Consider the following 24,217-nt stretch of genomic DNA (forward strand, 5'->3'; position numbering starts at 1 on the left):
AGCGGCGTCTGCAACCGGCCGCGGGGCGCTGCCGCCGTCAGCTTCTGGCACGACCTGTGGAGAAGCCGGCCCGCTAGGCCTCGGCCGGGACCTTCGCGCCGTGGGCCTCCTCGAGGACCTTCTCGATCATGGCCTCGGCCTCCTCCTCGGTGCCGCCGGTGGAGCACGACAGCTCGGAGATCAGGATCTGACGGGCCTTGGTGACCATCCGCTTCTCACCGGCGGAAAGACCCTTCTCGCGTTCCCGGATCGAGAGGTTCCGCAGGACCTCGGCGACCTGATAGGGGTCGCCGGAGTGAAGCTTCTCCATGTTGTTCTTGAACCGACGGCTCCAGTTGGCGGCCATCGAGGACTCGTCCTCTTTCAGCACGTCGAGGACCTTCTTGACCTCGCGCTTGCTGACGACCTGGCGCAAACCGACCTCTTCGGTGTTGTCGACCGGAACCATCAGCGTCAGGTCCCCGTAGGCGACGCGCAACACGAAGTACTTGCGACGTTCCCCGAGGAATTCCCGTTCGCGGAGCTCTTCGATGACTGCGGCGCCGTGTTCCGGATGCACGACCGTATCGCCCTTACGGAACACACGACCCCCTAGATCGGTAGGAAAGAGATGTTGCGGTGACTAGTAACTAAGGGTACCACGGGGAGCCGTTCGGCCGCAAGTGAAATCGGGCCGTTCGACGGCCATCGTCCCAGCTCAGCCAGGGTGCGAAGGGCGGATGGACCTTCGGCTCCCCCGATCTGAGTCCTCGGCGGAACCGACCCAGGAAAGAGCGTCGAGCAGGCGAGTGACCGGGATGACCCGGAGCCCTTCGAGGGGTTCCGAACCCCCCGCCGCATACACCGTAGCGCAACCGGCCGCGCGCGCCGCGGCGAGACGCTGGGACAGACCGGGAGCCGGCCGGACCTGCCCCGTGAGACCGACCTCGCCGACGAACGCCGACCCGGCGGGGGGCGCGGTTCCGGTCGCCGCGGACGCCAGCGCGACCGCGACCGCCAGGTCGCATGCCGGGTCGTCGATGCGGACACCGCCGAGCGAGGCACCGTAGAGCTCGGCCCGACCCAACCCGATCGGGAACTCTCGATCGAGGACCGCCGCGACGAGCTGGAAGCGGCGGCCGTCCAGACCCGTCGCCTGTCGCCGCGACCCTCCCTCGGTGGGCGCGACCAGGGCCTGGACCTCGACCGCGAGGGCGCGACGCCCAGCGAGCGGGAGGGCCGTCGCCGCCCCGGGCTGTTCGGTTCCGGAACGGAGGAGCTCGGCCGGATCGATCTCGTCGAGCCCCGTGGCGCGCATCTCGAACCACGCGACCTCGCCCTCTTGCCCGAAGCGATTCTTGCCGCCGGCGAGCATCCGGAGACCCGACCGAGGGTCCCCGTCGAAGGTGAGGACCGTGTCGACGGCATGCTCGAGCGTGCGAGGGCCCGCGAGGTCACCGTCCTTGGTGACGTGACCGGCCATCAGCACGGCGATGCCCTCGGCCTTGGCGAGCCCGACGAGCGTGTCGGTGCAGCCCCGTACCTGCGAGGGCCCACCGGGCAGCTGGGTGCCGCTCGGGTCGCGTAGGGACTGGATCGAATCGACCACGAGCAGCGCCGGCCGGGCATCGCGGGCCGCTTGCAGCACCTCGGGCAGCTCGCGGCCCGGGACGAACGAAACCTCGGAGGCATCCACACCGATCCGCGCGGCGCGTGAGGCCACCTGGTCGCGGCTCTCTTCGCCGGAGGCGAACAGGCAGGAGAACCCGGCATCCGACAGGTGCGCAACCAGCTGGAGGAGAAGGGTGCTCTTGCCGATGCCGGGTTCCCCCGCGAGGAGGGCAACGGACCCGGGCACGATGCCCCCGCCAAGCACCCGGTCGAAGCCGGGGAAACCCGTCGGCGCGCGCTCGGGTTGCTGTCCGCGCTCGAGCGAGAGGGTTGCGACCGGAACGCGGGAGGAACCAGGACCGCCGGAAGGAGGGAGATCGGCGATCGTGCCCCAGCCACCACATCCCGGGCAGCGCCCCACCCACTGTGCGACCTGCTGGCCGCACGAGGTGCACGCGTACAGCGTCCGTACCTTGCCCATGCAGCGCACCGTAGGAGGTGGCACCGACACGCTCGTGCCCCGCTCCGGCGCGCGGCTCAGGAACCCTTCGCGGAGAGCGAACGGAGCAGGTCGACGATCGCGTCGTTCGAGGGTGCGTCGGCGACGTGCTCGTTGCGGTGCGCCAGTCGGACGACGCCGTCGTGACCGCGGATGACCCCGCCGGTGTCGATCACGAACGTCCCCGGCATCTGCATCAGGTCGCCCCCCTGCAGCCCTCCCTGCCGAGTTTCCTTGGCGAGTCCACGGCGGATCGACTGGGGCAGCACACGTGGACCGAGGACCTGGTTCATCGATCCCCTGCCGAGCCCGTACGCGCGGTAGGCATCACGCCAAGGATCCATCAACAACGGGAACGGGAGGCGTTTGCGCGCGCTGAACGCCTCCGCCGACCCGGGGCTGCCGTGCCCGACGAGCACGACCTGTCCACCGACCTCGCGCACGCGCGACTCATCGCGACACAGGCTCGCCACCTGAATCTGACAGAACGGACACCCGAAGTAGCGCAGGAACACGAGCACGACCGGTTGGTCGGCCCAGAAGCTCGCGAGCGCGACCGGACGACCACCGAGCGCGAGCAGGTCCGCGTCAGGCGCGGCATCCCCTGCCGTCGGGCCGTCGGCCGCCTCGCTCCGCGCAGCAGGTTGCGCCGATCGTTCCGTGTCCACCATCCCGCATCCCTCCGTCCCTCAAGTCTTCGGGACCGAAGTGGACGAGGATGAACACGGGGGCGAGGAACGACCACTGGACCTAACCCACGATCCGTGGTCGATCCCCCGTCCGACGGACCACGGGAGGCAGATCGGGACTCGTGTGATCCCTCGGGGGAACGCGCGCTCGAGCCGCGGGAAGGTCTACCCCTCGGAGGAGCCGGCGAGCTCGACGGGAGGCGTGTCCGGGGGCACGCTCGCGTTCTCGAAGACGATCTCGCCGTCGCGGACGTCGACGATGATCGTCTGCCCGGCGCGGAACTCCTTCCACAAGAGCTTCTCCGAGAGCGGGTCTTCGACCATGCGCTGGATCGTGCGACGCAGCGGCCGAGCGCCCAGTGCGGGGTCGTAGCCCTTCTCGGCCAGGAGCACCTTCGCGGCCTCGGTGAGATCGATCTCGAGATCCTTGGCCTTCAGCTGTTCGCGGACCCGCTTCATCATCAAGTCGACGATCGCCTGGACCGTGCTCTGCGACAAGGCGTGGAAGACGATGACCTCGTCGATCCGGTTGATGAACTCGGGACGGAACGAGCGCTTCAGCTCGTCCATCACCTTGTCCTTCATCTTGTCGTAGGTCACTTCCTCGTTCCCTGCGGCCGCGAAGCCGACGCCCGGACCCTTCTGGATGTCGCGGGTCCCCAGGTTCGAGGTCATGATGATGATCGTGTTCTTGAAATCGACCGTGTGACCCTGCGCGTCGGTCAGGTGACCATCCTCGAGGATCTGCAGCAGCGTGTTGAACACGTCCGGGTGCGCCTTCTCGATCTCGTCGAACAGCACGACGCTGAACGGCTTGCGCCGGACGGCCTCGGTGAGCTGGCCACCCTCTTCGTAGCCGACGTAGCCGGGAGGCGAACCGATCAGGCGCGAGACCGTGTGCTTCTCCATGTACTCGGACATGTCGAGCTGGATCAGCGCCGACTCGTCGCCGAACAGGAACTCCGCCAGCGCCTTGGACAGCTCGGTCTTCCCGACACCCGACGGGCCCAGGAAGATGAACGAGCCGGACGGACGCTTCGGATCCTTCAGCCCGGCACGGGTACGACGGATCGCGCGGGAGACGGCTTTGATCGCCTCGTCCTGGTCGACGATGCGCTTGTGAAGCTCGTCCTCCATGCGCAGCAGCTTCTCGGTCTCCTCCTCGGTCAGCTTGAAGACGGGGATGCCGGTCCAGATCGACAGGACCTCGGCGATCTCCTCCTCGTCGATCTCGGAGAGGACGTCCATCTCGCCGGACTTCCACTCCTGCTCACGGCTCGCGCGCTCCTCGAGCAGCTTGCGCTCCTCGTCGCGGAGGCGCGCGGCGCCCTCGAAGTCCTGCGAGTCGATCGAGGACTCCTTCTGGAGGCGAACGTCGGCGATCTTCTCGTCGATCTCGCGCACGTTCGGGGGAGCCGTCATCCGGCGGATCCGCATCCGGCTTCCGGCCTCGTCGATCAGGTCGATCGCCTTGTCGGGCAAGAACCGGTCGGAGATGTAGCGATCGGCGAGGTTCGCCGCCGCCACGAGCGCGTCGTCGGTGTAGGAGACGCGGTGGTGAGCCTCGTAGCGATCGCGCAGCCCCTTGAGGATCTCGATCGAGTGCTGCACCGTCGGCTCCTCGACGTCGATCGGCTGGAACCGACGCTCGAGGGCGGCGTCCTTCTCGAGGTGCTTGCGGTACTCGTCGCGCGTGGTGGCGCCGATCGTCTGCAGTTCGCCGCGCGCCAGCATCGGCTTGAGGATGCTGGCCGCGTCGATCGCACCCTCGGCCGCGCCGGCGCCGACGAGGGTGTGGAGCTCGTCGATGAACAGCACGATGTCGCCGCGGGTCTTGATCTCCTTGAGCACCTTCTTCAGGCGTTCCTCGAAGTCGCCGCGGTAGCGGGAGCCGGCGACGAGCGCGCCGAGGTCGAGGGTGTAGATCTGCTTGCCCTTGAGCGTCTCGGGGACCTCTCCGGAGACGATGTTCTGCGCGAGCCCCTCGACGACGGCCGTCTTGCCGACGCCGGGCTCGCCGATCAGCACGGGATTGTTCTTGGTGCGCCGCGACAGGACCTGCATCACCCGCTCGATCTCCTTCGCGCGGCCGATCACCGGGTCGAGCTTCGCGTCGCGCGCGTGCTGCGTGAGGTTGCGACCGAACTGGTCGAGCACCATCGAGCCCTGGCCGCTCTGGCCCTCCTGAGGGCCGCCCGCCGTCTCCTTGCCGCCGGTGTAGCCCGATAGCAGCTGGATCACGGTCTGACGGACGCGGTTGAGGTCGGCCCCGAGCTTCTGCAGCACCTGGGCCGCGACGCCCTCGCCCTCGCGGATCAACCCGAGCAGGATGTGCTCGGTGCCGATGTAGTTGTGGCCGAGCTGCAGCGCTTCGCGCAGCGACAGCTCGAGGACCTTCTTCGCGCGGGGCGTGAAGGGGATGTGTCCGGTGGGAGCGGCCTGCCCCTGGCCGATGATCTCCTCGACCTGCTGGCGCACCGCCTCGAGCGAGATGTTCAACGACTCGAGAGCCTTGGCGGCCACGCCTTCGCCCTCGTGGATCAGCCCGAGCAGGATGTGCTCGGTGCCGATGTAGTTGTGGTTGAGCATCCTCGCCTCTTCTTGGGCGAGGACGACGACCCTTCGGGCTCGGTCGGTGAATCGCTCGAACATATGCGGTCCTTCTCGGGCGCGATGACCCGGTCGCTCACCTGCGAGGATCGTCGGATCTGCGTCCTACCCTCGAGGTTTGTCGTCGTGTCCGGAGGGGCGCGGGGTCCGGACGTACCGCCGCCGCCGTCCGCCCGGTCAGTATACCCCCGGCCTCTGCTACCCCCTGAAGCACCTCCTCGTGCTCGATCCCTATCCGGTCCGTCACCCTGGTATTCGGAAGAACTCCGGGGCCGGGTGAGTGTTTCGGGGAACTTCTCCGGGTCAGTCTTCGATCGGCCGGTACGCATCGCGGACTCCCCCAACCGGGCCATCCGAAGTTCCCCCGTGCGGCCCGTTGCCCGGGACGCACGGCGTCCACGAGAATGGCACGAGCACCACCCACTTCCCCCCTTACCTTCCCCTCCTGTTTGTGCTTCCCTTGATAGGAGAAGATGCCTGTGCGCGTACTGATCGTCGACGACCATCCCGCGTTCCGCAGAGCTCTTACCTCTGCCTTGCGCATGGTCGATGGGTTCGAGGTTGCCGGTGAAGCGGGGGGTGGCGTCGCCGCCTGCGAAGAAGCCGCGATCGTCGTGCCCGATGTCGTCTTGATGGACCTGTCGATGCCGGACCTGTCCGGGATCGAAGCGATGAAGGTGATCCACGAGTCCCGACCCGACGTTCCCGTCGTGATCCTCACGGCGCACGCCGATCCGGGGGTCGAGAAGGAAGCGCGCGAGGCGGGGGCGTCCGGCTTCCTCGCGAAGGGGATCGGTCTCGACGAGCTCGTCGTCGTCCTGAAGAACGCGGCCGAGGAAGGGCGCCAGCCGCAGCGCGTGGGATAGCGGGCGACGCGCTGGGATCGAGCGGCACCTCCTCAGGCATCGGGCTCGACGACGTTCCGGTCGAAGATCAGACGCAGACCCTCGAGGGTGAGCCACGGGTCGTGTTCGTCGATGCTCGCGCAATGCGGGACGACGAGATCCGCGAACCCGCCGGTCGCGATCGTCGTGGCATCTCGGTCCAGCTCGTCACGGACCCGGGCCACCATCCCGTCCACTTCGGCGGCGGTGCCGTAGAGCAGCCCTGACTGCAGGCTCTCCACGGTGTTCTTGCCGATCGCGCTCTTCGGTGCCACGAGCTCGACCTGCGTGAGCCGGGCGGTCGCGTGGAACAGGCTCGCGCCGCTCGCCTGGATCCCCGGCGCGATCGCGCCGCCCACGTACTCGCCCTTGACGGAGATCGCGTCGTATGTGGTCGCGGTTCCGAAGTCGACGACGATGCACGGAGCACCGTAGCGCTCGACGGCGGCGAGCGCGTTCACAACCCGATCCGCGCCGACCTCGCGGGGATTGTCGGTCTTGATCGGGATGCCCGTCTTGGTTCCCGGTCCGACCACGATCGGTCCGAACCCGAAGTAGCGCCGGGTCATCTCCCGGATCGCCTGGGTGACGGTCGGCACGACCGAAGCCATCACGACCGCGGTGATCTGACTGTCGAACGCGAGGTCGCGCTGCGCGAGCATCCCTCCGAACAGCACCGCCAGCTCGTCGGCCGTCCGGTCGGCCCGCGTGGACAAGCGCCACGTGAACGCGAGCTCTTCGGCGCGGAACACGCCCAGCGAGAGCTCGGTGTTGCCGACGTCGACGGCGAGCAGCATCGCGGTTTCAGGCCCTTCGTCCGGGTCCCGATCCATTGGCGGTTCGACCGAACGAATTGCGCGGCGGTCGACCGCGGGACGAGGTTCATCCTGGCGGACCGGAGCACTCGGCGACAACCTCCTCTCCCGGGGCCCCCGCGAGCGGAACGGCTCAGGCAGGCGACGGCAGCAGGAGATTGTCGATCAGACGGACCTCGCCCACCTGCGCCGCCACGAGCGCGCGGTGAGCGCGATCGGGTTCGAGCGTACGGACCTGCTCGAAGGTCTCCTCGTCGACGATCACGGCTTGATCGAGCCGGACCGCCGACGTGGCGCCCACCTCGCGAGCGATCACCGCGACGAGCACGGCCGCGTCGGTCTCTCCCGACCGCGCCAGCTCGGCGGCTTCCGAGAGCCCGAGGAACAGACACCCGGCAGCATCTCGCTGCTCGGGGTCGAGCAGCGCGTTGCGCGAGCTGCGGGCCAAACCGTCGTGTTCGCGAACGGTTGGACACCCGACGATCGACGCGGGCAGCAGGAGATCGCGCACGACACGGCGGACGATCGCGAGCTGCTGAACGTCCTTCTCCCCGAAGTAGACGGTGCATGCGCCGACGATGTCGAGGAGCACGACGACCACCGTCGCGACGCCGCGGAAGTGTCCCGGACGCGCGGCGCCCTCGAAGCGCTCGCCGAGAGGTCCCGGGTCGACCGTGACCTCGGGCTCGCCGCCGGGGAACAGCTCCTCCACCGGCGGGACGAACACGAAGTCGACCCCCTCACGTTCGGCGGCCCGCAGGTCGTGGCGCTCGTCGCGCGGGTAGCGCTCGAGGTCGGACGCATCGTCGAACTGCAGGGGGTTCACGAACAGGCTCATCACGACGACGGCCGCCTCGTCACGGGCGCGGCGAAGCAGCGACGCGTGACCCTCGTGCAGCCCTCCCATCGTGGGAACGAACCCGATCGGCTCCTTCGCTCGCCTAACCCGATCGCAGGCGGTCCGGAGCTCGGCGACCGTGCGGATCACCTCCACGGTTCGAGCACCTCCTCGACCCCGAGCCGCTCGTCCGGTGCGAGCCGCCCCGACCGTGCGCCCAGGTCGAGCGCGACCCGAGCCAGCGCGACGTACGCGGGCACGGCATCCGGGGCGGCGGCTGCGAGCGCCTCGAGGTTGCGCCGAACCGTTCCGGCGTCCCCACGGACGGCCGGGCCGGTGAGGGCCGACGCGGGGCCGAGCTGCGCGACGTTATCGAGGGTCGCCCGGCTCAACGGCAAGAACCGCTCCAGGGCGTCCTCGAGACCGGCTCGGACGAACAGGTCCTCGGCGAGGGCCGTGATCGTCACGAGGTAGTTCGAGGCGAACACGGCGGCCGCGTGATACAGCGCCTTGCGGTCCTCGTCCACACGCACGGGCACCGCCCCGAGCGCGCGCACGAGGTCCTCGCCGACCGCGGCGGTCTCCTCGTCGGCGGCGGTGACGGCGATCGGGGCGCCCGGCAGCGAACCCAGCGCGGATCCGACGTCCGGGAAGGTCTGCAGCGGATGCAGCGACATCGTCCGCGCTCGGGCCGCCCGGAGCACATCGAGTCCGAGCGCCCCGGAACAGTGCGCGACGATCTGCTCTCGTGAGAAGGCACCGGTCGCCGCGATCGACTCGCATGTCGCTTCGACCCTGTCGTCGGGGAGGGCGATCAGGACGAGATCGGCACCCGCGACCACCTCGGCGTCGGTTCCGACGGGGATCCCGGGAAGATGCTCGGCCGCACGTGCGCGCGTCGCCTCGCGGCCCGACACGCCGACGATCCGATGCCCCGCCCGGCCCAGGAGCACGGCGAGCGCCGTGCCGACCCGGCCTGCCCCGACGACCGCGACCTCCATGCGTCGAGTATGCCAAGCACGGGGGCGCTCCCCCGGGGCCGGGCGTTGGGGAGCACCGACCGTCGGATACCGGGCACCCACCGGAGCAGAGCGGTCACGACGGCGAGGGCAGCCACAGGACCGCCCCCGTGGGCAGCGGCGCGTCCTCGGGGATCTCCACGCGGGAGAGCTCGCCGTCCTCGATCCGGATCATCTGCCGTTCCATCACGAGGTAGATCGAACCGTCGTCCGCGTACGTGGCCCCGCCGATCGGTCCCTCGACGCGCCACATCAGGTGCGCCTCGCGCGCGCCCTCTCCCACGCCGCCGGGCACCTCGTAGATCGAGGCCTCTCCTTCGAGGGGCCCGGCGACGGTCAGCGCATGGGAACCGTCCGGCGTCCAGGCGAGCGTGCGCTGCACCTGGAGCGGCGTGCCGTCCCGGTCGTCGACGATCGGTGCGGGGTCTCCCCGGCCGCGCCACGCGAGCTCGCTGCCGCCGGCGAGCTGGGCGATCGGACCCGGATCGGGGTTGCGGCCCGGAACGTACCCCGACGAGAGGAACCGAACGGGGGTCACGATCATGTCGCCCGTGGGGGAGACCGATCCGATCACGCGATGGGGAACCTCCCGGTGCAACACCCGCGCGGGACTGGTCCACGAGGTTCGGACGACCTCGCCGCGGGCGATCGACAGATAGGTGCGATCGAGGTCGCGTCCCGCGGCGAGGATGTCGCCGCAGAGCCGGTCGGTCCGGAAGACCGTGGACCGAGCCGGTGCGCCGGCGAGCTCGACCACCTCGACGGAGACATCGGATCGACACCGCCGATCGGATCCCGCGTCGACCGAGACGACCGACAAGCCGCGCGGACCCCACGAGATCATGTCGCCGATCGCGATCGGGAACACGCGCGCGTTCGCCGAGATCGCCGACAACGTGAACGCCTGCCGGGTGCCGTCGGGCACGAGCCGCGTGACGCCGATCGACCCGAGCCCGTCGGCGATCCGTACCAACTCATAGACACCGGGCAGGGGCTGGCCGGCGGTCACGGAACCGCTCTCCAGATCGAGTCGGTAGATGCCCGTTCGATCAGGATCGTCGTCGGAGGAATACAGCAGAACTCCGGGACCCCCGCCGGAGGGCACCGCCGCGCCGTCGGTCCGGCCGGCGGGCCGAAGCGTCGAGGCCAGGAACGCGCCCGCGACGAGCAACACGGTCGCCGGAACGAGCACGTGACGCAACGTTCGCCGCAGGGGGACCGGCGTGGGGGCGGCGACGGCGTGGGCGGCGCTCGGGTCCGACCGCCCCACCGCGCCGGGATCGGGTTCGGTCGCCGGTGGCGCCGGTTCCCCGCGCGTCCGGTCGCGCGGTGAGGGTTCGGACCGGTCAGTCGCCGTGGGTTCGGACCGGTCGGAGGGTTGGGGTTGCTCCCCGGACTCGAGGAAGACGGGAACCCCGCACGACGGGCAGGGCTCTTGTGCCTCGACGCCGGCGCCGCGCCAGTCGCAACGCAGGCACACGGCCGATCGGTTCATCGCCGCACCACGAGGGGGGGAGCCACCGGACGAACCTCGGGCACGTCTGGAGACACTCCACGGAGGTCGCGCACCCGACGACCTCCGGGCAATCGCGGATCGGCGATCAGCTCGAGCAGAGGAACGAGGACGAACGCGCGCTCATGCATCCTGGGGTGGGGAACCTCCAGATCCGGATCGTCGATCGCAGCATCACCGTACGTCAGGATGTCGATGTCGATCGTCCGCGGCCCCCACCGGACGGTCCGTTCGCGTCCGAGCGCCGCCTCGATCCCGTGCAGCGCATCCAAGAGCGTGTGCGGCTCCAGGCTCGTCCGGACCCGCACGACGGCGTTCAGGTAGTCGGGTTGCTCGGGTCCACCGACGGGGACGGTCTCGTACACGCGGGACGAGCCGAGCAGCTCGATGCCGTCGGTGGCTCCGATCCGGTCGGCAGCCGCCTGGAGCGTCGCGAGCCGGTCTCCGAGATTCGCGCCGAGTCCGAGGAAGGCGTCCACGCCGGAGGGCGGCCCCGCCGCCACCGCACTCACTCGGCGGTCGCGGCGGCGGCGACCCCGTCGATCCCGAGCTCGAGCGCCGCGCCCGGTTTGTGGACCACGGCCGTCGCGCGGAGCACATCGCGTTCGGCCACGATCACCTTCGCGATCTCGGTCGCGAGCGACTCGATCAGATCGAACGACCGGTCGGCGACGATCTCGCGCACGGTCTCGATCGTCCCCCGGTAGTCGGCCGTCGCCTCGATGTCGTCTCCGCTCACCTCGACCTCGAGATCCAGATCGACCACGAACCGCTGCGGGGCGTCCTTCTCCCCCGGGTTCGCCCCGTGTCTTCCCTCGGTCGTGATGCCGGACAGGAACAGACGGGTCGTGCTCATCCGCCGTCCTCCTCGACCGATCCCTGTGCATCGTCGATCAGGTCGTCGATCCCTTCCTCGGTCATCGTCGGACGCCGTCCGAGGGTGACCAGCACCGGTCCCTCCTGCTCGTGACGATGCGACCGTCCGAGGTAACGGAACCGGAGCCATTCGAACAGCAGAGGTACGAGCGTCGCGGGCTCCTCGAGCGGCATGTCGTGACCGGCCCCGGGGATCGTCGCGAGCGCGGACATCGGCAAGGCATCGGCGAGCCGTTCCGCATCGGCGACGGGCGATCGGTCGTCGTCCTCTCCCCAGACGAGGAGGGCATGCACGTCCTCGCGTGCCCCGAGGCTCGCGACGTCCGCCTGCTCGGTACCGGTGAGGATCGCATCGACGAGCACGAGGGCGCCGACCCGTGGGAGCCTCGCAGCGAGCTCGAGAGCGGTGGCACCTCCCACCCCATGGCCGACCAGCGCTACGCGATCCGACCCGAGCGCGTCGAGGAGGGCTGAGACCCGTTCGAACCGTTCGGCTGCGCCGACGTCGTCCGGCAGCTCGGGGGCGAGCACGCGGAACGCCTGAGCGAACGTGGGGACGTAGTCGCGCCAGTAGTCGGGCGACGCATCCTCGCCGTGGAGCAACACGATCGCCGCGTCGTCACCGGCGTCCACATGGCGGATCGGGCCGGCGGCCGTCGGCGTCGTTCGGAGCGCCAGGACGGAGCTCGTGGGATCGTCCACGGACCGGGCCTCCCCTGGGCGTGGTTCGGTCACGATCCCTCCTGCGGAGCCGTTCCCGCTCGGATCGCGTCGACGACGCGCACGACGCGAACGATCCGGCCGACGTCGTGCACGCGCACGATGTGCGCACCGGCGCCGACGGCCCAGGCGACGGCCGCCGCCGTTCCCTCGAGCCGGTCGCTCGGATCCTCGACGCCCGTGAGCATCCCGATAAACCGCTTCCGCGAGGCTCCGACCAGCACCGGCAGGCCGAGATCCACGATCCGATCGAGGTCGCGCATCAGGACCAGGTTGTGCTCGAGCGTCTTGCCGAACCCGATCCCCGGGTCGACGCAGACTCGTTCACGGTCGATCCCCGCGGTCTCCGCGTCGGCGACGCGGTTGGCGAGGAACCCGCGCACCTGTTCCACGATGTCGTCGTAGTGGGGGTCACGCTGCATCGTGCCCGGCTCCCCGAGCATGTGCATCGCGACGTAGCCGGCGTCCGAACCGGCCACGCTCGACAGCATCGCCGGGTCGCGTCCTGCGGCGACATCGTTCACGATCGATGCGCCCGCGGAGATGGCGGCCCGGGCGACCTCGGCCTTGCGCGTGTCGACGGAGACGACGAGCTCCGGGAGCTCACCGACGAGGCGTTCGATCACCGGGACCACCCGGCGCAGCTCCTCGTCGACCGGAACCTCGTCGGCGCCGGGACGGGTCGACTCCCCTCCGACGTCGACGATGTCCGCGCCCTCGCGAGCGAGTCGCACCGCGTGCTCGACCGCCGGCTCCGCGTCGAGGAATCGACCGCCGTCGGAGAACGAATCGGGCGTCACGTTGAGGATGCCCATCACGAGCGTCCGTTCGCCGAGCCCCAGGACATGCTCGCCGCACCGCCATCGCAGGGAACCCATCTCATCATGCTAGCCCGGGTCCGCGACGACGGGCGAGGCGGCGCGTACCGTCGTCGCTAGGGGTCGACCGCACGCTCGATGCGCCCCGCTGCGATCTCGAGCTGCCGCCGGGTCAGGACGAAGGGTTCCGCGTTCGGGACGGGTGGGTACACGGACCGCTCGTCCAGGTCCGCTTCCGCCGCGGCGAGCACGGTGCTGATCGGCAGCCCGTGGCCGATCACGAGCACCGCCTGTTCGGTGCGCGCGAGGATGACGCGAAGGGCCGTGGCGACGCGCGCCAAGACCTCGCGCAGACTCTCCCCGTCCGGCGGCGCGTCGGCGGGATCAGACGCCGCGGCCCAGGCGAGGTACTCGTCGAGATCCATGCCCTCCCACGCGCCGCCGCGAGGATCGTTCAGCTCGGCAACCACCACGGTCGGCAGGTTCCGGTGCCCGACCGCGAGGTCCGCGGTCTCGATCGCACGCGGGAACTCGCTCGTGATCACGGCACGGATGTCCTCACCGTCGATCACCGCACGGAGCTCACGCGCTTGGTCCCGGCCGCGCTCGGTCAGAGGAACGCGGAGCTTCGGATCGCCGTTGAGGACGTTCGCGGCGTTCGACTCGGACTCCGCGTGCCGGGCGAGGATCGCGCGCTCGAGCACCTCTGCCCTCCGCTCGCCTAGCGCATGCCGATGTGGCTCATCGCCTCCTGGCGGGTACGGGCGTCGTTGCGGAACAGCCCGCGCACCGCGGAGGTGATCGTCATCGACCCCGGCTTCTTGATGCCGCGCATCGTCATGCACAGGTGCTCCGCCTCGATCACGACGAAGACGCCGCGCGGACTCAGCGCATGCTCGAGCGCCTCGGCGATCTGGGTCGTCAGCCGTTCCTGGACCTGAGGCTTCTTCGCGAGCAGATCGACCAGGCGCGCGATCTTCGACAGGCCGGTGATGCGTTGATCCTTGTCCGGGATGTAGGCGACGTGCGCTCTGCCGGTGAACGGGATCAGGTGGTGTTCGCACACCGAGTACAGCGGGATGTCGCGGACCATGATCATCTCGTCGTGGTCGGCGCCCTCCACGACCGTGACGACCTCGGCGGCGTCCTTCCCCACTCCGGCGGCGATCTCCTCGTACATCCGCGCGACCCGGGCGGGTGTGTCCTTCAAACCGCCGCGATCGGGGTCCTCACCGATGCCCTCGAGCACCAGGCGAACGCCGCGCTCGATCTTCTCGCGGTCGAACCCCGCGGGAGGACCGTAGAGGCGATCGAAGAGGTCGTGATCCATGCGGGCATCCTACAGAGCGAACCCCGTACGCCTTCCATCGGAGGGGCGGCGGGGCCGAGACTCAGCCGCGCAGGCCCTCGGGACCGCTGTACTTCAGACCCTGCTTGCGCACCGCCGAGCGGGAGACCGCGAGGCCGGCGGAACGAACGTCGGGTTCGCGCGGCGGACGCTTCGCCACGTTCTTGAACAATTCCTCGACCTGTTCCTTGTTGACGGTCTCCTTCTCCATCAGGAACTCGGCCCAGCCCTGGATCTCCTCCTTGTGGGTCGTGAGGATCTCGAGCGCGACGTCGTGCGCCTCGTCGATCAGGCGCCGGACCTCGTTGTCGATCTCGAAGGCGACCTGCTCGGAGTAATCCGGATGACTGGAGAAGTCGCGGCCGAGGAACACCTCGCCGGTCTTCTGGCCGAGCGTGAGCGGTCCGAGCGTGTCGGACATCCCGTACTCGGTGACCATCTGCCGTGCCATCTTCGTCGCGCGCTCGATGTCGTTCGCGGCACCGGTCGTGATGTCGGAGATCATCAGCTCCTCGGACACGCGGCCTCCGAGGAGCATCGTGAGCTCGTCGGTCAGTTCCTCGCGCGTCATCAGGAACTTGTCCTGTTCGGGGAGCGTGAGCGTGTACCCGAGCGCGCGCCCGCGCGGGATCACCGAGATCTTGTGCACCTCGTCGGTGTTCGGGAGCGCGTGCGCGACGACCGCGTGACCCAGCTCGTGATAGGCGATCACCTTCTTCTCGTGCTCGCTCATCACGCGGGTCTTCTTCTCGGGTCCCGCCATCACGCGGTCGATCGCCTCGTCGACCTCGTCGTTGGTGATCGTCTTCTTGTTGCGTCGCGCGGCCAGCAGTGCGGCCTCGTTGATCACGTTCGCGAGGTCGGCGCCGGTGAACCCCGGCGTGCGACGCGCGACCACGTCCAGGTCGAGGCCCGGGTCGATCGGCTTGCCGCGTGCGTGGACCGCGAGGATCCCCTTGCGCCCCTCGATGTCGGGACGATCGATCACGATGTGGCGGTCGAAGCGACCCGGACGCAAGAGCGCCGGATCGAGGATGTCGGGGCGGTTCGTCGCGGCCATGAGGATCACCGCGGTGCGCTGGTCGAACCCGTCCATCTCGACGAGCAACTGGTTCAACGTCTGCTCGCGCTCGTCGTGGCCGCCGCCCAGCCCGGCGCCACGGTGGCGGCCGACGGCGTCGATCTCGTCGATGAACACGATCGCCGGCGAGTTCGTCTTCGCCTGCTCGAACAGGTCCCGGACGCGGGCGGCGCCGACGCCGACGAACATCTCGACGAAGTCCGACCCCGAGATCGAGTAGAAGGGAACGCCCGCCTCGCCGGCCACGGCGCGAGCAAGCAGCGTCTTACCGGTTCCCGGAGGTCCGAACAGCAGCACACCACGCGGGATCTTCGCCCCCATCGACTGGAACTTCGCGGGGTTCTGCAGGTACTCCTTGACCTCTTCGAGCTCCTCGATCGCCTCATCGACGCCGGCGACGTCGGAGAAGCTGGTCTTCGGCTGGTCCTTCGTGACGACCTTCGCCTTCGACTTCCCGAAGCTCATCACCCGGTTTCCGCCCCCTTGCGAGCGGTTCATCACGTAGATCAGCACGGCGCCGATCAGTACGATCGGGAGGATGAACTGCAGGAAGAAGGTGAGCAGCCCGTTCGGCTGCTGCGCGTCGGCGGACACATCGACCCCGGCTTCGTCGAGTTCCTGGAACAGCTCGTCCTGGACCTCGAGGGGATAGGTCACCTCGTAGGTCTCACCGTCGCTGAACTCGCCCGTGATCACCTGCTGGCCCTCGAGGAACTCCGCGGTCTTGACCTCCCCGTCGGCAACGCGAGTCTGGAACGCCGTCACGGTGAGCGGGGCGTCGCTCTGCTGATCGCTCAGCAGCGGCATGAAGAACAGGATCGCGCCGAACAACAGGAGCAACCACAGAGCAGGACTGCGGAACGCCCTCCGGAACGGGGACTCAGGAGGTTGGGCGGCCGTCGGATGCTCCTTTCGCGCGTCGTCGCGTGTGACCTGCGGAGATGCTTCGGGGCCCGGACGCGAGCGACGCGTTCCGGAGCCCTCCGCGATGGTAGCACGGGGGTCTCTGGACGACCCCTAGAGGTATCGGCCCACCAGCGCGTTCACTGAGGAACGACCGGTCAGCTGTCGAGGTACGCGTCCGGCTTGAGGGTTGCGATGTAGGGGAGGTTGCGGAAGCGCTCGCCGAAGTCGAGACCGTAGCCGACGACGAACTCGGGGGGGATCTCGAAGCCCGTGTAGCGGATGTCGAGGGGTACCTGCTGGATGCCTTCCTTCTTCAACAGCGCGCAGACCTCGAGGCTCGCCGGCCGACGACCGCGGAGGTTCTTCAGCAGGTAGTTCAGTGTGAGGCCGGAATCGACGATGTCCTCGACGAGCAGGACGTCGCGTCCCTCGATGTCGTGGTCGAGGTCCTTGAGGATCCGAACGACACCCGACGTCTTCGTTGCCGCCCCGTACGAGGCGACCGCCATGAAGTCGAACTCGACCGGCAGCCGGATATGGCGCGACAGATCGGCCATCATCACGAACGCACCCTTGAGGACCCCGATCAACAGCGGGCTGCGGCCCCGATAGTCCTCGGTGATCTCGTCGCCGAGACGCCGGACCGAGGACTGGATCTCGTCCTCGGTGATCAGCACACGGTCGATGTCGTTCTCGTACGCCTCGACGTGGCCCTCGAGCCGGGCGAGCGAATCGTGCTCGGTGCCGGTCCGTGCGCTCGTGCGGTCAGTGGTCGGACGGTCCATATCCCGTTCCTCCGGGGGCGGTCTGGGGGGAAGTCCGTACCAGGACAATGTACGAGCCAACCCGCCTCGCCAACAAACCCCCCGACAGGTCCCGCGAACGCCCGGGTCGCCCCGCGGCCAGGTCGAGCACGGACTCGAGGTCCTCATTCGTGACCCGCGTGCAGCCCGCGGCGCGAAGCACGACCGAGATCGCGCGCGTGCCGATCGCCGGCGAGAGCGTCCGCAAGGGTCCGGCGGCGATGCGGACCTCGTCGAGATGCGAGAGCCGGTCGAGCGACCGGCGGCCGAGCAGGCGGCGTGCCGCCGTCTCCGCCTGTGCGCGAAGCTCGTCGCTGTCGCGCGCGAGCAGCGCAGCGCTGCGTGCGAGAGGCCGGCGCACCTGTCTGCCCGTCGCCTCCTCGATCGCCGGAAGGACCTCGAGCCGCAGCGCGTTCCGCAGGTACCGGGTGGACCGATTCGTCGGATCACGGCGCGGACGCATCCGCAGTGCCCGGCAGAACCCTTCGACCTCCTCACGGGTGACGTCGAGGAGCGGACGTGTGTGCACCCCCGAACGGGGACGGATCGCCGTGAGCGAGTCGAGCCCGCCCCCTTCGAGGATCCGCATCAGCACCGTCTCCGCCTGGTCGTCGACCGTGTGACCCCAGGCGAGGGCCGTTCCGCCGATCTCGTTCAACACCGCCACGGCGGCCGAGCGTCGGTGATCGCGGGCCCACTCCTCGACCGATGCACCGCGCGGCGGCGCGTCGTGCGCCGCACACGGATGGAACGCGAGGCGGTGGCGCGCGGCGAGTCGGCGGACGTAGGACGCGTCGTCGGCGGAGTCCGGACGGAGGCGATGGTCGTAGTGGAACACCTCGAGTGAGATCCGCAGCAACCTGCGCAGGCGAACGAGCGACTCGAGCAAGCACACCGAATCGGGCCCTCCCGACACGGCGACGAGGATCCGATCGCCGGGCTCGAAGAGATCCTCGCGACGGACGGTGCCCGCGACCCGCTCGAGCACACGAGCGACGGCCGGGGGACGACGCGCCATCGCCGCTAGGGTCCGACCCTCGCGATCCAGCGATCGGGGTCGGCGATCTCCGCGCCCGTGGGCAGGTTCGCCTCCTCGCGCCAGACCGCGTTGAACCCGTCCATACCCACGCGGTCGACGACCGCGGCCACGAACCGCTCGCCCGAGTCGTACTGCTGGATCTTCGAGTCGAACCCGACCGCCTTCTGGAACGAGCGCTCGACACGCCCCGAGCGACGTCGGTGCGAGAGCGCCCGGCGCATCCGGGGCAGGTCGGCGACCCGGCCGTCCGCGACGCGGTTCATGACGTAGGAGGCGTGGCCCTCGAGCAAGGACATCAGTCCCTGCGTCCGATGGAACAGCTCGCGCTGCTCGTCGTTGAGGAGCAGGTAGAACACGCCGATGCCCCGAGCTTCGGTCCGCCCGCTGCGGACCTCGTCGACGGCGCGGGAGAGCTGGCGCAGCAGCTCCCCGGAATCGAGGGAGACCGTGCTCAGGTAGTGGTCCACGGTCGCCGCGAGGTGGCTCGACAGCCACGGGGTCGCGCCGAACTGCACGCGGTGACAGACCTCGTGGACGGCGACCCAGAAGCGGAAGTCGCGCGGGGGCAGCCCGAAGCGCCGTTCGGCCTCGGCGAGATTCGGCCCGACGAAGTAGAGCAGGCCCTCGTCGTCGGGCGGGAGGAACACGTCGTACTGACCGAGCACCTTGCGGGAGACGTATCCCAGCAGCCCGCCGATCTGGGCCCCGAGCGCCTTGCGCCGGAACTCCGCCCGCGAGCGTCCTCCGGCGAGGACCCGCTCGGCGAGCGGCTCGAGCACCCGCTGCATGCTCCGCAGGTTCGCCTCGATCCATTCGCCGCGCGACATCACCCAGGCCCGGGAACGGAACCCCTCGATCTCCAGGCCGGTGAAGTCGGCGATCAGGCGTTCGCACTCGGGGACGAGATCGGAAAGGTCCTCACGCATCCGGGCACGCTCGACGGCGCTGACGCCGACGCCCGGTCCGGCCACACGGCGGCCGAGATCGATCGCGGTGTGCCAGTCGGCGAGCCGGGCCGCCGCCGACCCCATCGACCAGTCGACGTCGGTGGCGGCCATCACACGGGCTCTAGGAGCCCTCGGCCTTCTTCCGGGCGGCGATCATCGCGGCGCGCCGGGCCTGGCCCTCGGCGACGCGCCGGGTGACGCCTTGGTCGAGCAATTCCGCGAGCTTGGCTTCGAAGACCTCTTCGTCGAGCGAGACCTCCGGACGCTCCGCTGCGGGAGAGGCTTGCGCCGGGGCGGCGGCGGGAGCGGGAGCAGCTTGCGGTGCGGGAGCGACTTGCGCGGCCGCCGCTGGAGGGGCTGCGGGAGCCGCGGCGGGAGCCGGAGCGGTTGCGGCAGCCGCGGCGGGCGTTTCCGCGGGGAGTGCGGGCGGGGCGACGACCACCGGCTGCGCCTGGCTGACGTCGACCGAGCGTCGCGGGAATTCCTCCCCGACGGCCACGCGATCGGCGTGAACGATCTTGCGCCCCTGCTCGTCCCGCTGGAACCGCGGTGCGAACCGCAGGTAGCCGACCACGAGCGCGATCACCACGACGACGCCGAGGACCCCCACGAGCACGGCCATGCCGTAGACGAACCCACCGGTGTTCTTCGTGGGAACGACGTTGGGGTCGGGCACCACCTGCGCCAGTGCGGCGGGCGTCCAGAGGACCAACAGCACGATCACCCCCGCACAGAGGGCGACGGATCGGGCGGCAACTCCCCTGTCGAACACGGCGCGCATCTTAGCAAGCACGAGCCGGAGGACGGATTTGAACCGACGACCTACCGCTTACGAGGCGGTTGCTCTACCGAGCTGAGCTACTCCGGCGAACAGGCGCCGAGTCTATCAATGTGGGGGCGACGGACCTGTCGAGCGGCCCGCAACACCGCAGGATGCGAGCCGCGGCGAAGGGGGATCCTCGTGCCGGGCCGAGGATGGGACAATCCCCGCCATGGGTCTGCGGGATACGGTCGCGAGCGGCACCGGCGAGGGCAACGGGCAGGCTCCCGTCCATCGCGTGATGGTGGCGACCGATCGCTCCGAGAGCGCCGATCGCGCCGTCCGATGGGCGGCCTCGATGGCCGAGCGCTTCGGCTCCCAGCTGCTCGTCCTGCAGGTCGTCCCGCCCGACAGCCCGCCGGGCACCGAGGCCGGCATGGCGGAGGCGACGCGTGCGAGCGCCGCGGCGGAGGAGTTGACCGCGTTCGCGTACGAGCTCGCGGGAGAGCGGGGCGTCGCGCGGGTCGCGCTCCATGCCGACCCCGCTCTCGCGATCCTCGAGGCCGCCGAGGAGATGGGAACCGACGTCCTCGTCGTCGGTAACGCCGGGATGACCGGCCGTAAGGAGTTCCTGCTCGGGAACATCCCCAACCGGATCTCGCACAACGCCCGGTGCACGGTGATCATCGTGAACACCGCGACGCTCGACGCGGACGGCCGCGAGGTCGACAAGCCTCCGCCTCGCGGATCGGTGACGACCCAGCACGGCGGACGTCTCACGGACGAGATGACCGCCGAGGATCCGAAGCTGCTCGGTCGCGCGACGCGGATCGCGACCGTGATGGCACGGCACGGCGTGAAGGAGCTGTTCTCGCGCGGCGACGACGTGGAGTCCCGACGCGAGTCCGCGCGACGCCTCCGCGCCGCGATGGAGGAGCTCGGCCCGACCTTCTCCAAACTCGGCCAGGTGCTCTCCACGCGTCCCGACCTGCTCCCGCCCGAGTTCATCGAGGAGCTCGCCACCCTGCAGGACCACGTGTCGCCGCTCAGCGAGGCGGAGGTCGTGCGCGTGATGGAACAAGAGCTCGGCGTCCCGTGGGAGGACGTGTTCGAAACGATCGGCCCCGACCCGATGGCGGCGGGAACACTCGGACAGGTCCACCGCGCGACACTTGCCGCCGGAGAGCGCGTCGTCGTGAAGGTGCAGCGCCCGGGCGCTCGCGAGGCGATCGAACAGGACCTCGGTCTGCTGGAACTCTTCGCGGAGAAGACGGGGAACAGGCCGGCCCTCAAGCAGGTGATCGATCTGCAGGCGGTGTTCGAGCACCTGTCCGGGTCGCTCCAGCGCGAACTGGACTTCCTGTCCGAGGCCCGCAACATCGAACGGATGCGACAGGTGATCGCGAGCTACACGCGCCTCGCCGTTCCCGACGTCTTCAACGAGCTGTCGAGCCAGCGGCTGCTCGTGATGCAGGAGATCCAAGGCGTGCCGATCCGCGAGGCACCCGACGGACCCGCGCGCACGGATGCAGCGCGGCAACTGCTGGAGTCCTATTACCGCCAGATCCTCACCGAGGGCTTCTTCCACGCCGACCCGCACCCCGGAAACCTGTTGTGGTGGAACGACACGATCTACTTCCTCGATTTCGGCATGGTCGGCGAGCTCGGTCCGCAGATGCGCGAGAACCTGATGCTGCTGCTGATGGCCTTCTGGCAGGAGGACGTCGACTTCTTGATGGACGTGTCGTTGCAGTTGTCCGGGGTCACCGACCAACCGGGGCTCGACGTCAACACGTTCCGCCAGGACCTCGGCGAGGTGATGGCGCGCTACCGCAACGTCCCGTTGCAGGAGATCCAGCTCGGTCCGATCCTCCAGGAGATCACCGAGATCTCGATCCGTCACGACGTCCCGTTGCCCGCGTCACTCGCGTTGACCGGCAAGGCGATGGCGCAGATGCAGCTCGCGACCGCCGAGCTGGATCCCACCCTCGATCCGTTCGACGTGGCCGGCAGTTACCTGATGCGCAGTCTGATGGGCAAGATGCGCGAGCGGATCGACCCCAAGAAGGTGTTCTACGAAGGGCAGAAGCTCAAGGTCCGCCTGACGAGGTTGGTCGAGGCCTTCGAGCGGCTCGCGGGCGCGCGACCGGGGCCGAAACTCCAGGTCAACTTCGCCGCGGAGAAACTGGAAACGACCGTCCGGCGCGCCGGACGCCGTCTGTCGCTGGGCATCGTCGCCGGTGCATCGCTGCTCGGCTCGGCGATCACCGCCTCGTCCGCGCGTGCCGCCGACTGGGTGCCCCTCGTGCTCGGCTCGATCGGCGGCGGCCTCACGCTGACGCTCGTCGTCGATCTGATCCGCAAACGCGGTCCCGCCTGACCCTCGCGGGACTCGTCGATCAAGCGAGTCCCGCTTGATCCTCGCGCGACTCGTCGATCAAGCGAACGTGCCGGGCACGCGCGAGGCGTCGCCGCCGCCCTCCAGGCGACCGGCCGCAAGCTCCGCGAGCGCTTCGCGATCGATCAGGTCGCCCGGAACGGTGGCCACCCGGACCGCGGTGAGAGCACGGAGCGTCGCGGATCGCACGCCCCCCGCGAGCAGAGCTCCCTCGCCGACGACGGCACCGGGACCGAGTCGGGCGATCGTCTCCCCGTCGCGTTCGACCTCGAGCACGCCGTCGAAGATGAGGAACAGCTCGCCGCCCGGGTCGCCCTGCCGAGCGAGCTCCTCGCCGGGCCGCAGGCGACGGAACGGTGGGTCGCTGCCGACGATCACTCCCGACAGGCGACGTTCGAGCGCCGATTCGGCGGCCGCGACCAGGGCGGGCGTGTCGACGCCGCCCCACGGCGAAACGCGTCCGGCGTCCCGGTAGAACCAGTCGTCGAACTCGATCACGGCCGTCTTCGCGCGCAACCGGCCCGCCCCGTCATAGAGCCAGTGTCGGGGGAACGCGCTCGCCCCGATCAGCTCGTGGTCGCTCGTCCCGTCGGCGCGGATCGTCAGGACCAAGGTCGTCCATGCGGGCGGCGCACTCACGTGTGCGTCGCCACGCGGGCCGAGGCGACGAGGCGCCGCCAGGCCGGTCGACGCGCCGGCCGTCTGCACGAAGCGCACGTAGTCCTCGGCAACCTCGGGCTCGGGTCGCAGCACGGGGAACGCGTGTTGCGCGAAGGTCACCGTTTCGGTCACGGTCCGCTCGACGCCCCCGACCACGACCCCGCCGGCGATCCCGTGGGCCCTCACGCGTCCGTCCTCCACCTCGATCCACGCTCGGAGATCGTTCGCGACGGTGAACCCGCCCGCGCGCAGGAAGCTCCGTGGATCGTCGAGCATGTCGGGCGGCGGCTCGTCGAACCGGACGAGCCCGAGCTGGAACGGGAGTCGCGCCGGGCCCTCGACCGCCTCTCGTGGAACCCACGTGACGGCGAGGACGCCGCCCTCGATCCGGGTCACCACGAGCGATCCGAGACGCCCGTCGGCGTCACCGCCCCGGCTCCGAGATGTCGATCGTGCTGTCCTGGAGCAGCTCCTGCTCGAGGTTGTCGCCCAGGGTGTGCCGCGGCGGCGGCGCCTCCCCCCGACGCTTGATCCCGCGAAGGACGCGGCGCTCGAGAAGGACGGCGACGATCGTCATCCCGATCCCGAGCACCCATCGCTCGATCCTCCGCCCGATGCGACGCCGGCGGGACGGGCGTGGCCGGAGCGTTCTCGCGGATCCCATCACCGAAGTGTCCCATCCGGACCGGACCGCGGTCGAGGGGAGCCGGAGACAGGAGGCACTACCGGAGGTTCTCGATATGCTCTCGCGTACCTCCGCAACGGGCACGGGGGAGCCAGGATCCCCTCCCGAAAGGAGTCGCACGATGCACCGAACGACCCGAACCGCGATCGCACTTCTGCTCGGCGGCAGTCTGTTGCTCGCCGCCTGCGGCAGCGACGATCCCGAACCCGCCGACGACGCCACCCCGACGACCGAGGCGACGACCGAGGCCGCGACCGACCCGACGATCGTCGCCGAGGACTTCGCGTTCGACGGTCCCGACACGTGGGCCGCGGGTCCGCAGTCGGTGACGCTCGAGAACGAAGGGGAAGAGGACCACGAGATGGTGCTCGTCGGGCTCGACGAGGGCTACACGATCGACGACGTGCTGACCGAGGTCGAGGAGAACCCGAAGGGCGACCCGCCCCCATGGGCCACGATCATCGGTGGCACCTTCGCGAAGTCGGGCACCACCTCCGAGCAGCCCCTCGCGGCCGACCTGCAACCCGGGACCTACGCCCTCGTGTGCTTGGTCCCCTCGAAAGCGAACGACGGTCAGCCCCACGCGGCACTCGGCATGGTGAAGGAGATCACGGTCGCCTGACCGATCGAGTCATCCTCCCCCGTCCGGCGCCCGGTGAGCTTCCCGCCACCGGGCGCCGTCGCGTTCGGAGCTCCTCGCGCCCAGTGCCACCGGTCCG

General features: G+C 69.6%; 24 protein-coding genes and 1 tRNA gene. 3 read left to right on the forward strand and 22 right to left on the reverse strand.

The window, feature by feature from the left end; translation table 11 throughout:
- Positions 1 to 73: 73 nt before the first annotated feature.
- The 4 genes from WEF05_02035 to WEF05_02050 all read right to left on the reverse strand — a co-directional run bounded on the left by WEF05_02035 (position 74) and on the right by WEF05_02050 (position 5,430).
- On the reverse strand, positions 74 to 583 hold the full coding sequence (locus WEF05_02035; GenBank protein ID MEX1100680.1) for a CarD family transcriptional regulator: 510 nt from the start codon (positions 581 to 583) through the stop codon (positions 74 to 76).
- Positions 584 to 697: 114 nt separating this feature from the next.
- Positions 698 to 2,071: an AAA family ATPase gene (locus tag WEF05_02040; GenBank protein ID MEX1100681.1), complete on the reverse strand. Its 1,374-nt coding sequence runs from the start codon at positions 2,069 to 2,071 to the stop codon at positions 698 to 700.
- Positions 2,072 to 2,127: 56 nt separating this feature from the next.
- Entirely contained in the window at positions 2,128 to 2,760 is a 633-nt protein-coding gene (locus WEF05_02045) for a peroxiredoxin-like family protein (GenBank protein MEX1100682.1), read from the reverse strand.
- Positions 2,761 to 2,943: 183 nt separating this feature from the next.
- On the reverse strand, positions 2,944 to 5,430 hold the full coding sequence (locus WEF05_02050; protein ID MEX1100683.1) for an ATP-dependent Clp protease ATP-binding subunit: 2,487 nt from the start codon (positions 5,428 to 5,430) through the stop codon (positions 2,944 to 2,946).
- A 431-nt stretch (positions 5,431 to 5,861) separates the two neighbouring features.
- Between WEF05_02050 and WEF05_02055 the strand changes: the two genes are divergently transcribed.
- Entirely contained in the window at positions 5,862 to 6,254 is a 393-nt protein-coding gene (locus tag WEF05_02055) for a response regulator transcription factor (protein ID MEX1100684.1), read from the forward strand.
- Positions 6,255 to 6,286: 32 nt separating this feature from the next.
- Here the strand turns inward: WEF05_02055 and WEF05_02060 are convergent, their stop codons facing one another.
- The 16 genes from WEF05_02060 to WEF05_02135 form a co-directional block, all read right to left on the reverse strand.
- Positions 6,287 to 7,069 (reverse strand): type III pantothenate kinase, encoded by a 783-nt coding sequence (locus tag WEF05_02060; GenBank protein ID MEX1100685.1) that lies wholly within the window; start codon positions 7,067 to 7,069, stop codon positions 6,287 to 6,289.
- Positions 7,070 to 7,220: 151 nt separating this feature from the next.
- On the reverse strand, positions 7,221 to 8,081 hold the full coding sequence (gene panC / locus WEF05_02065; GenBank protein ID MEX1100686.1) for a pantoate--beta-alanine ligase: 861 nt from the start codon (positions 8,079 to 8,081) through the stop codon (positions 7,221 to 7,223).
- Complete coding sequence (locus tag WEF05_02070) at positions 8,072 to 8,926, reverse strand: Rossmann-like and DUF2520 domain-containing protein (protein ID MEX1100687.1); 855 nt, start codon at positions 8,924 to 8,926, stop codon at positions 8,072 to 8,074. The genes panC and WEF05_02070 overlap by 10 nt, the downstream gene beginning before the upstream one ends.
- A 94-nt stretch (positions 8,927 to 9,020) precedes the next feature.
- On the reverse strand, positions 9,021 to 10,136 hold the full coding sequence (locus tag WEF05_02075) for a hypothetical protein (GenBank protein ID MEX1100688.1): 1,116 nt from the start codon (positions 10,134 to 10,136) through the stop codon (positions 9,021 to 9,023).
- A gap of 299 nt (positions 10,137 to 10,435) precedes the next feature.
- Complete coding sequence (folK, locus tag WEF05_02080) at positions 10,436 to 10,960, reverse strand: 2-amino-4-hydroxy-6-hydroxymethyldihydropteridine diphosphokinase (protein ID MEX1100689.1); 525 nt, start codon at positions 10,958 to 10,960, stop codon at positions 10,436 to 10,438.
- Between the two features lie 5 nt (positions 10,961 to 10,965).
- A complete protein-coding gene (locus WEF05_02085; GenBank protein ID MEX1100690.1) occupies positions 10,966 to 11,313 on the reverse strand; it encodes a dihydroneopterin aldolase in 348 nt (115 codons plus the stop codon).
- Positions 11,310 to 12,035 carry an alpha/beta fold hydrolase gene (locus tag WEF05_02090; GenBank protein ID MEX1100691.1) on the reverse strand — a complete coding sequence of 242 codons (726 nt, stop codon included), beginning with the start codon at positions 12,033 to 12,035 and terminating at the stop codon, positions 11,310 to 11,312. The genes WEF05_02085 and WEF05_02090 overlap by 4 nt, the downstream gene beginning before the upstream one ends.
- Before the next feature lie 29 nt (positions 12,036 to 12,064).
- Positions 12,065 to 12,931, reverse strand: coding sequence for a dihydropteroate synthase (gene folP / locus WEF05_02095; GenBank protein MEX1100692.1), 867 nt, complete (start codon positions 12,929 to 12,931; stop codon positions 12,065 to 12,067).
- Positions 12,932 to 12,987: 56 nt separating this feature from the next.
- Entirely contained in the window at positions 12,988 to 13,575 is a 588-nt protein-coding gene (locus WEF05_02100) for a histidine phosphatase family protein (GenBank protein MEX1100693.1), read from the reverse strand.
- 17 nt (positions 13,576 to 13,592) lie between these two features.
- Positions 13,593 to 14,201, reverse strand: coding sequence for a GTP cyclohydrolase I FolE (gene folE, locus WEF05_02105; GenBank protein MEX1100694.1), 609 nt, complete (start codon positions 14,199 to 14,201; stop codon positions 13,593 to 13,595).
- Between the two features lie 61 nt (positions 14,202 to 14,262).
- A complete protein-coding gene (gene ftsH / locus WEF05_02110; protein ID MEX1100695.1) occupies positions 14,263 to 16,146 on the reverse strand; it encodes an ATP-dependent zinc metalloprotease FtsH in 1,884 nt (627 codons plus the stop codon).
- Between the two features lie 215 nt (positions 16,147 to 16,361).
- Positions 16,362 to 16,991 carry a hypoxanthine phosphoribosyltransferase gene (gene hpt / locus WEF05_02115; GenBank protein MEX1100696.1) on the reverse strand — a complete coding sequence of 210 codons (630 nt, stop codon included), beginning with the start codon at positions 16,989 to 16,991 and terminating at the stop codon, positions 16,362 to 16,364.
- The gene (tilS, locus tag WEF05_02120) at positions 16,972 to 18,027 is read right to left on the reverse strand and encodes a tRNA lysidine(34) synthetase TilS (protein ID MEX1100697.1); all 1,056 of its coding nucleotides are present in this window, start codon (positions 18,025 to 18,027) and stop codon (positions 16,972 to 16,974) included. The genes hpt and tilS overlap by 20 nt, the downstream gene beginning before the upstream one ends.
- Before the next feature lie 5 nt (positions 18,028 to 18,032).
- Positions 18,033 to 19,106 carry a zinc-dependent metalloprotease gene (locus WEF05_02125; protein MEX1100698.1) on the reverse strand — a complete coding sequence of 358 codons (1,074 nt, stop codon included), beginning with the start codon at positions 19,104 to 19,106 and terminating at the stop codon, positions 18,033 to 18,035.
- Positions 19,107 to 19,116: 10 nt separating this feature from the next.
- On the reverse strand, positions 19,117 to 19,767 hold the full coding sequence (locus WEF05_02130) for a hypothetical protein (GenBank protein MEX1100699.1): 651 nt from the start codon (positions 19,765 to 19,767) through the stop codon (positions 19,117 to 19,119).
- A 22-nt stretch (positions 19,768 to 19,789) separates the two neighbouring features.
- Positions 19,790 to 19,863: transfer RNA gene (locus WEF05_02135), tRNA-Thr, on the reverse strand.
- Between the two features lie 124 nt (positions 19,864 to 19,987).
- Between WEF05_02135 and WEF05_02140 the strand changes: the two genes are divergently transcribed.
- On the forward strand, positions 19,988 to 22,135 hold the full coding sequence (locus tag WEF05_02140) for an AarF/UbiB family protein (protein MEX1100700.1): 2,148 nt from the start codon (positions 19,988 to 19,990) through the stop codon (positions 22,133 to 22,135).
- A gap of 57 nt (positions 22,136 to 22,192) precedes the next feature.
- On the opposite strand, the gene WEF05_02145 is transcribed toward WEF05_02140, so the two are convergent.
- Both WEF05_02145 and WEF05_02150 read right to left on the reverse strand, forming a co-directional pair.
- Positions 22,193 to 23,209: a cyclic nucleotide-binding domain-containing protein gene (locus tag WEF05_02145; GenBank protein ID MEX1100701.1), complete on the reverse strand. Its 1,017-nt coding sequence runs from the start codon at positions 23,207 to 23,209 to the stop codon at positions 22,193 to 22,195.
- Positions 23,210 to 23,237: 28 nt separating this feature from the next.
- On the reverse strand, positions 23,238 to 23,405 hold the full coding sequence (locus WEF05_02150; protein MEX1100702.1) for a hypothetical protein: 168 nt from the start codon (positions 23,403 to 23,405) through the stop codon (positions 23,238 to 23,240).
- Between the two features lie 214 nt (positions 23,406 to 23,619).
- Here WEF05_02150 and WEF05_02155 point away from each other — a divergent pair, with 214 nt between their 5' ends.
- Entirely contained in the window at positions 23,620 to 24,120 is a 501-nt protein-coding gene (locus WEF05_02155) for a hypothetical protein (protein ID MEX1100703.1), read from the forward strand.
- The last annotated feature ends 97 nt before the right edge of the window (positions 24,121 to 24,217 follow it).

It is taken from the genome of Actinomycetota bacterium (assembly GCA_040881665.1).
Classification (GTDB): Bacteria; Actinomycetota; UBA4738; order UBA4738; family HRBIN12; genus JBBDWR01.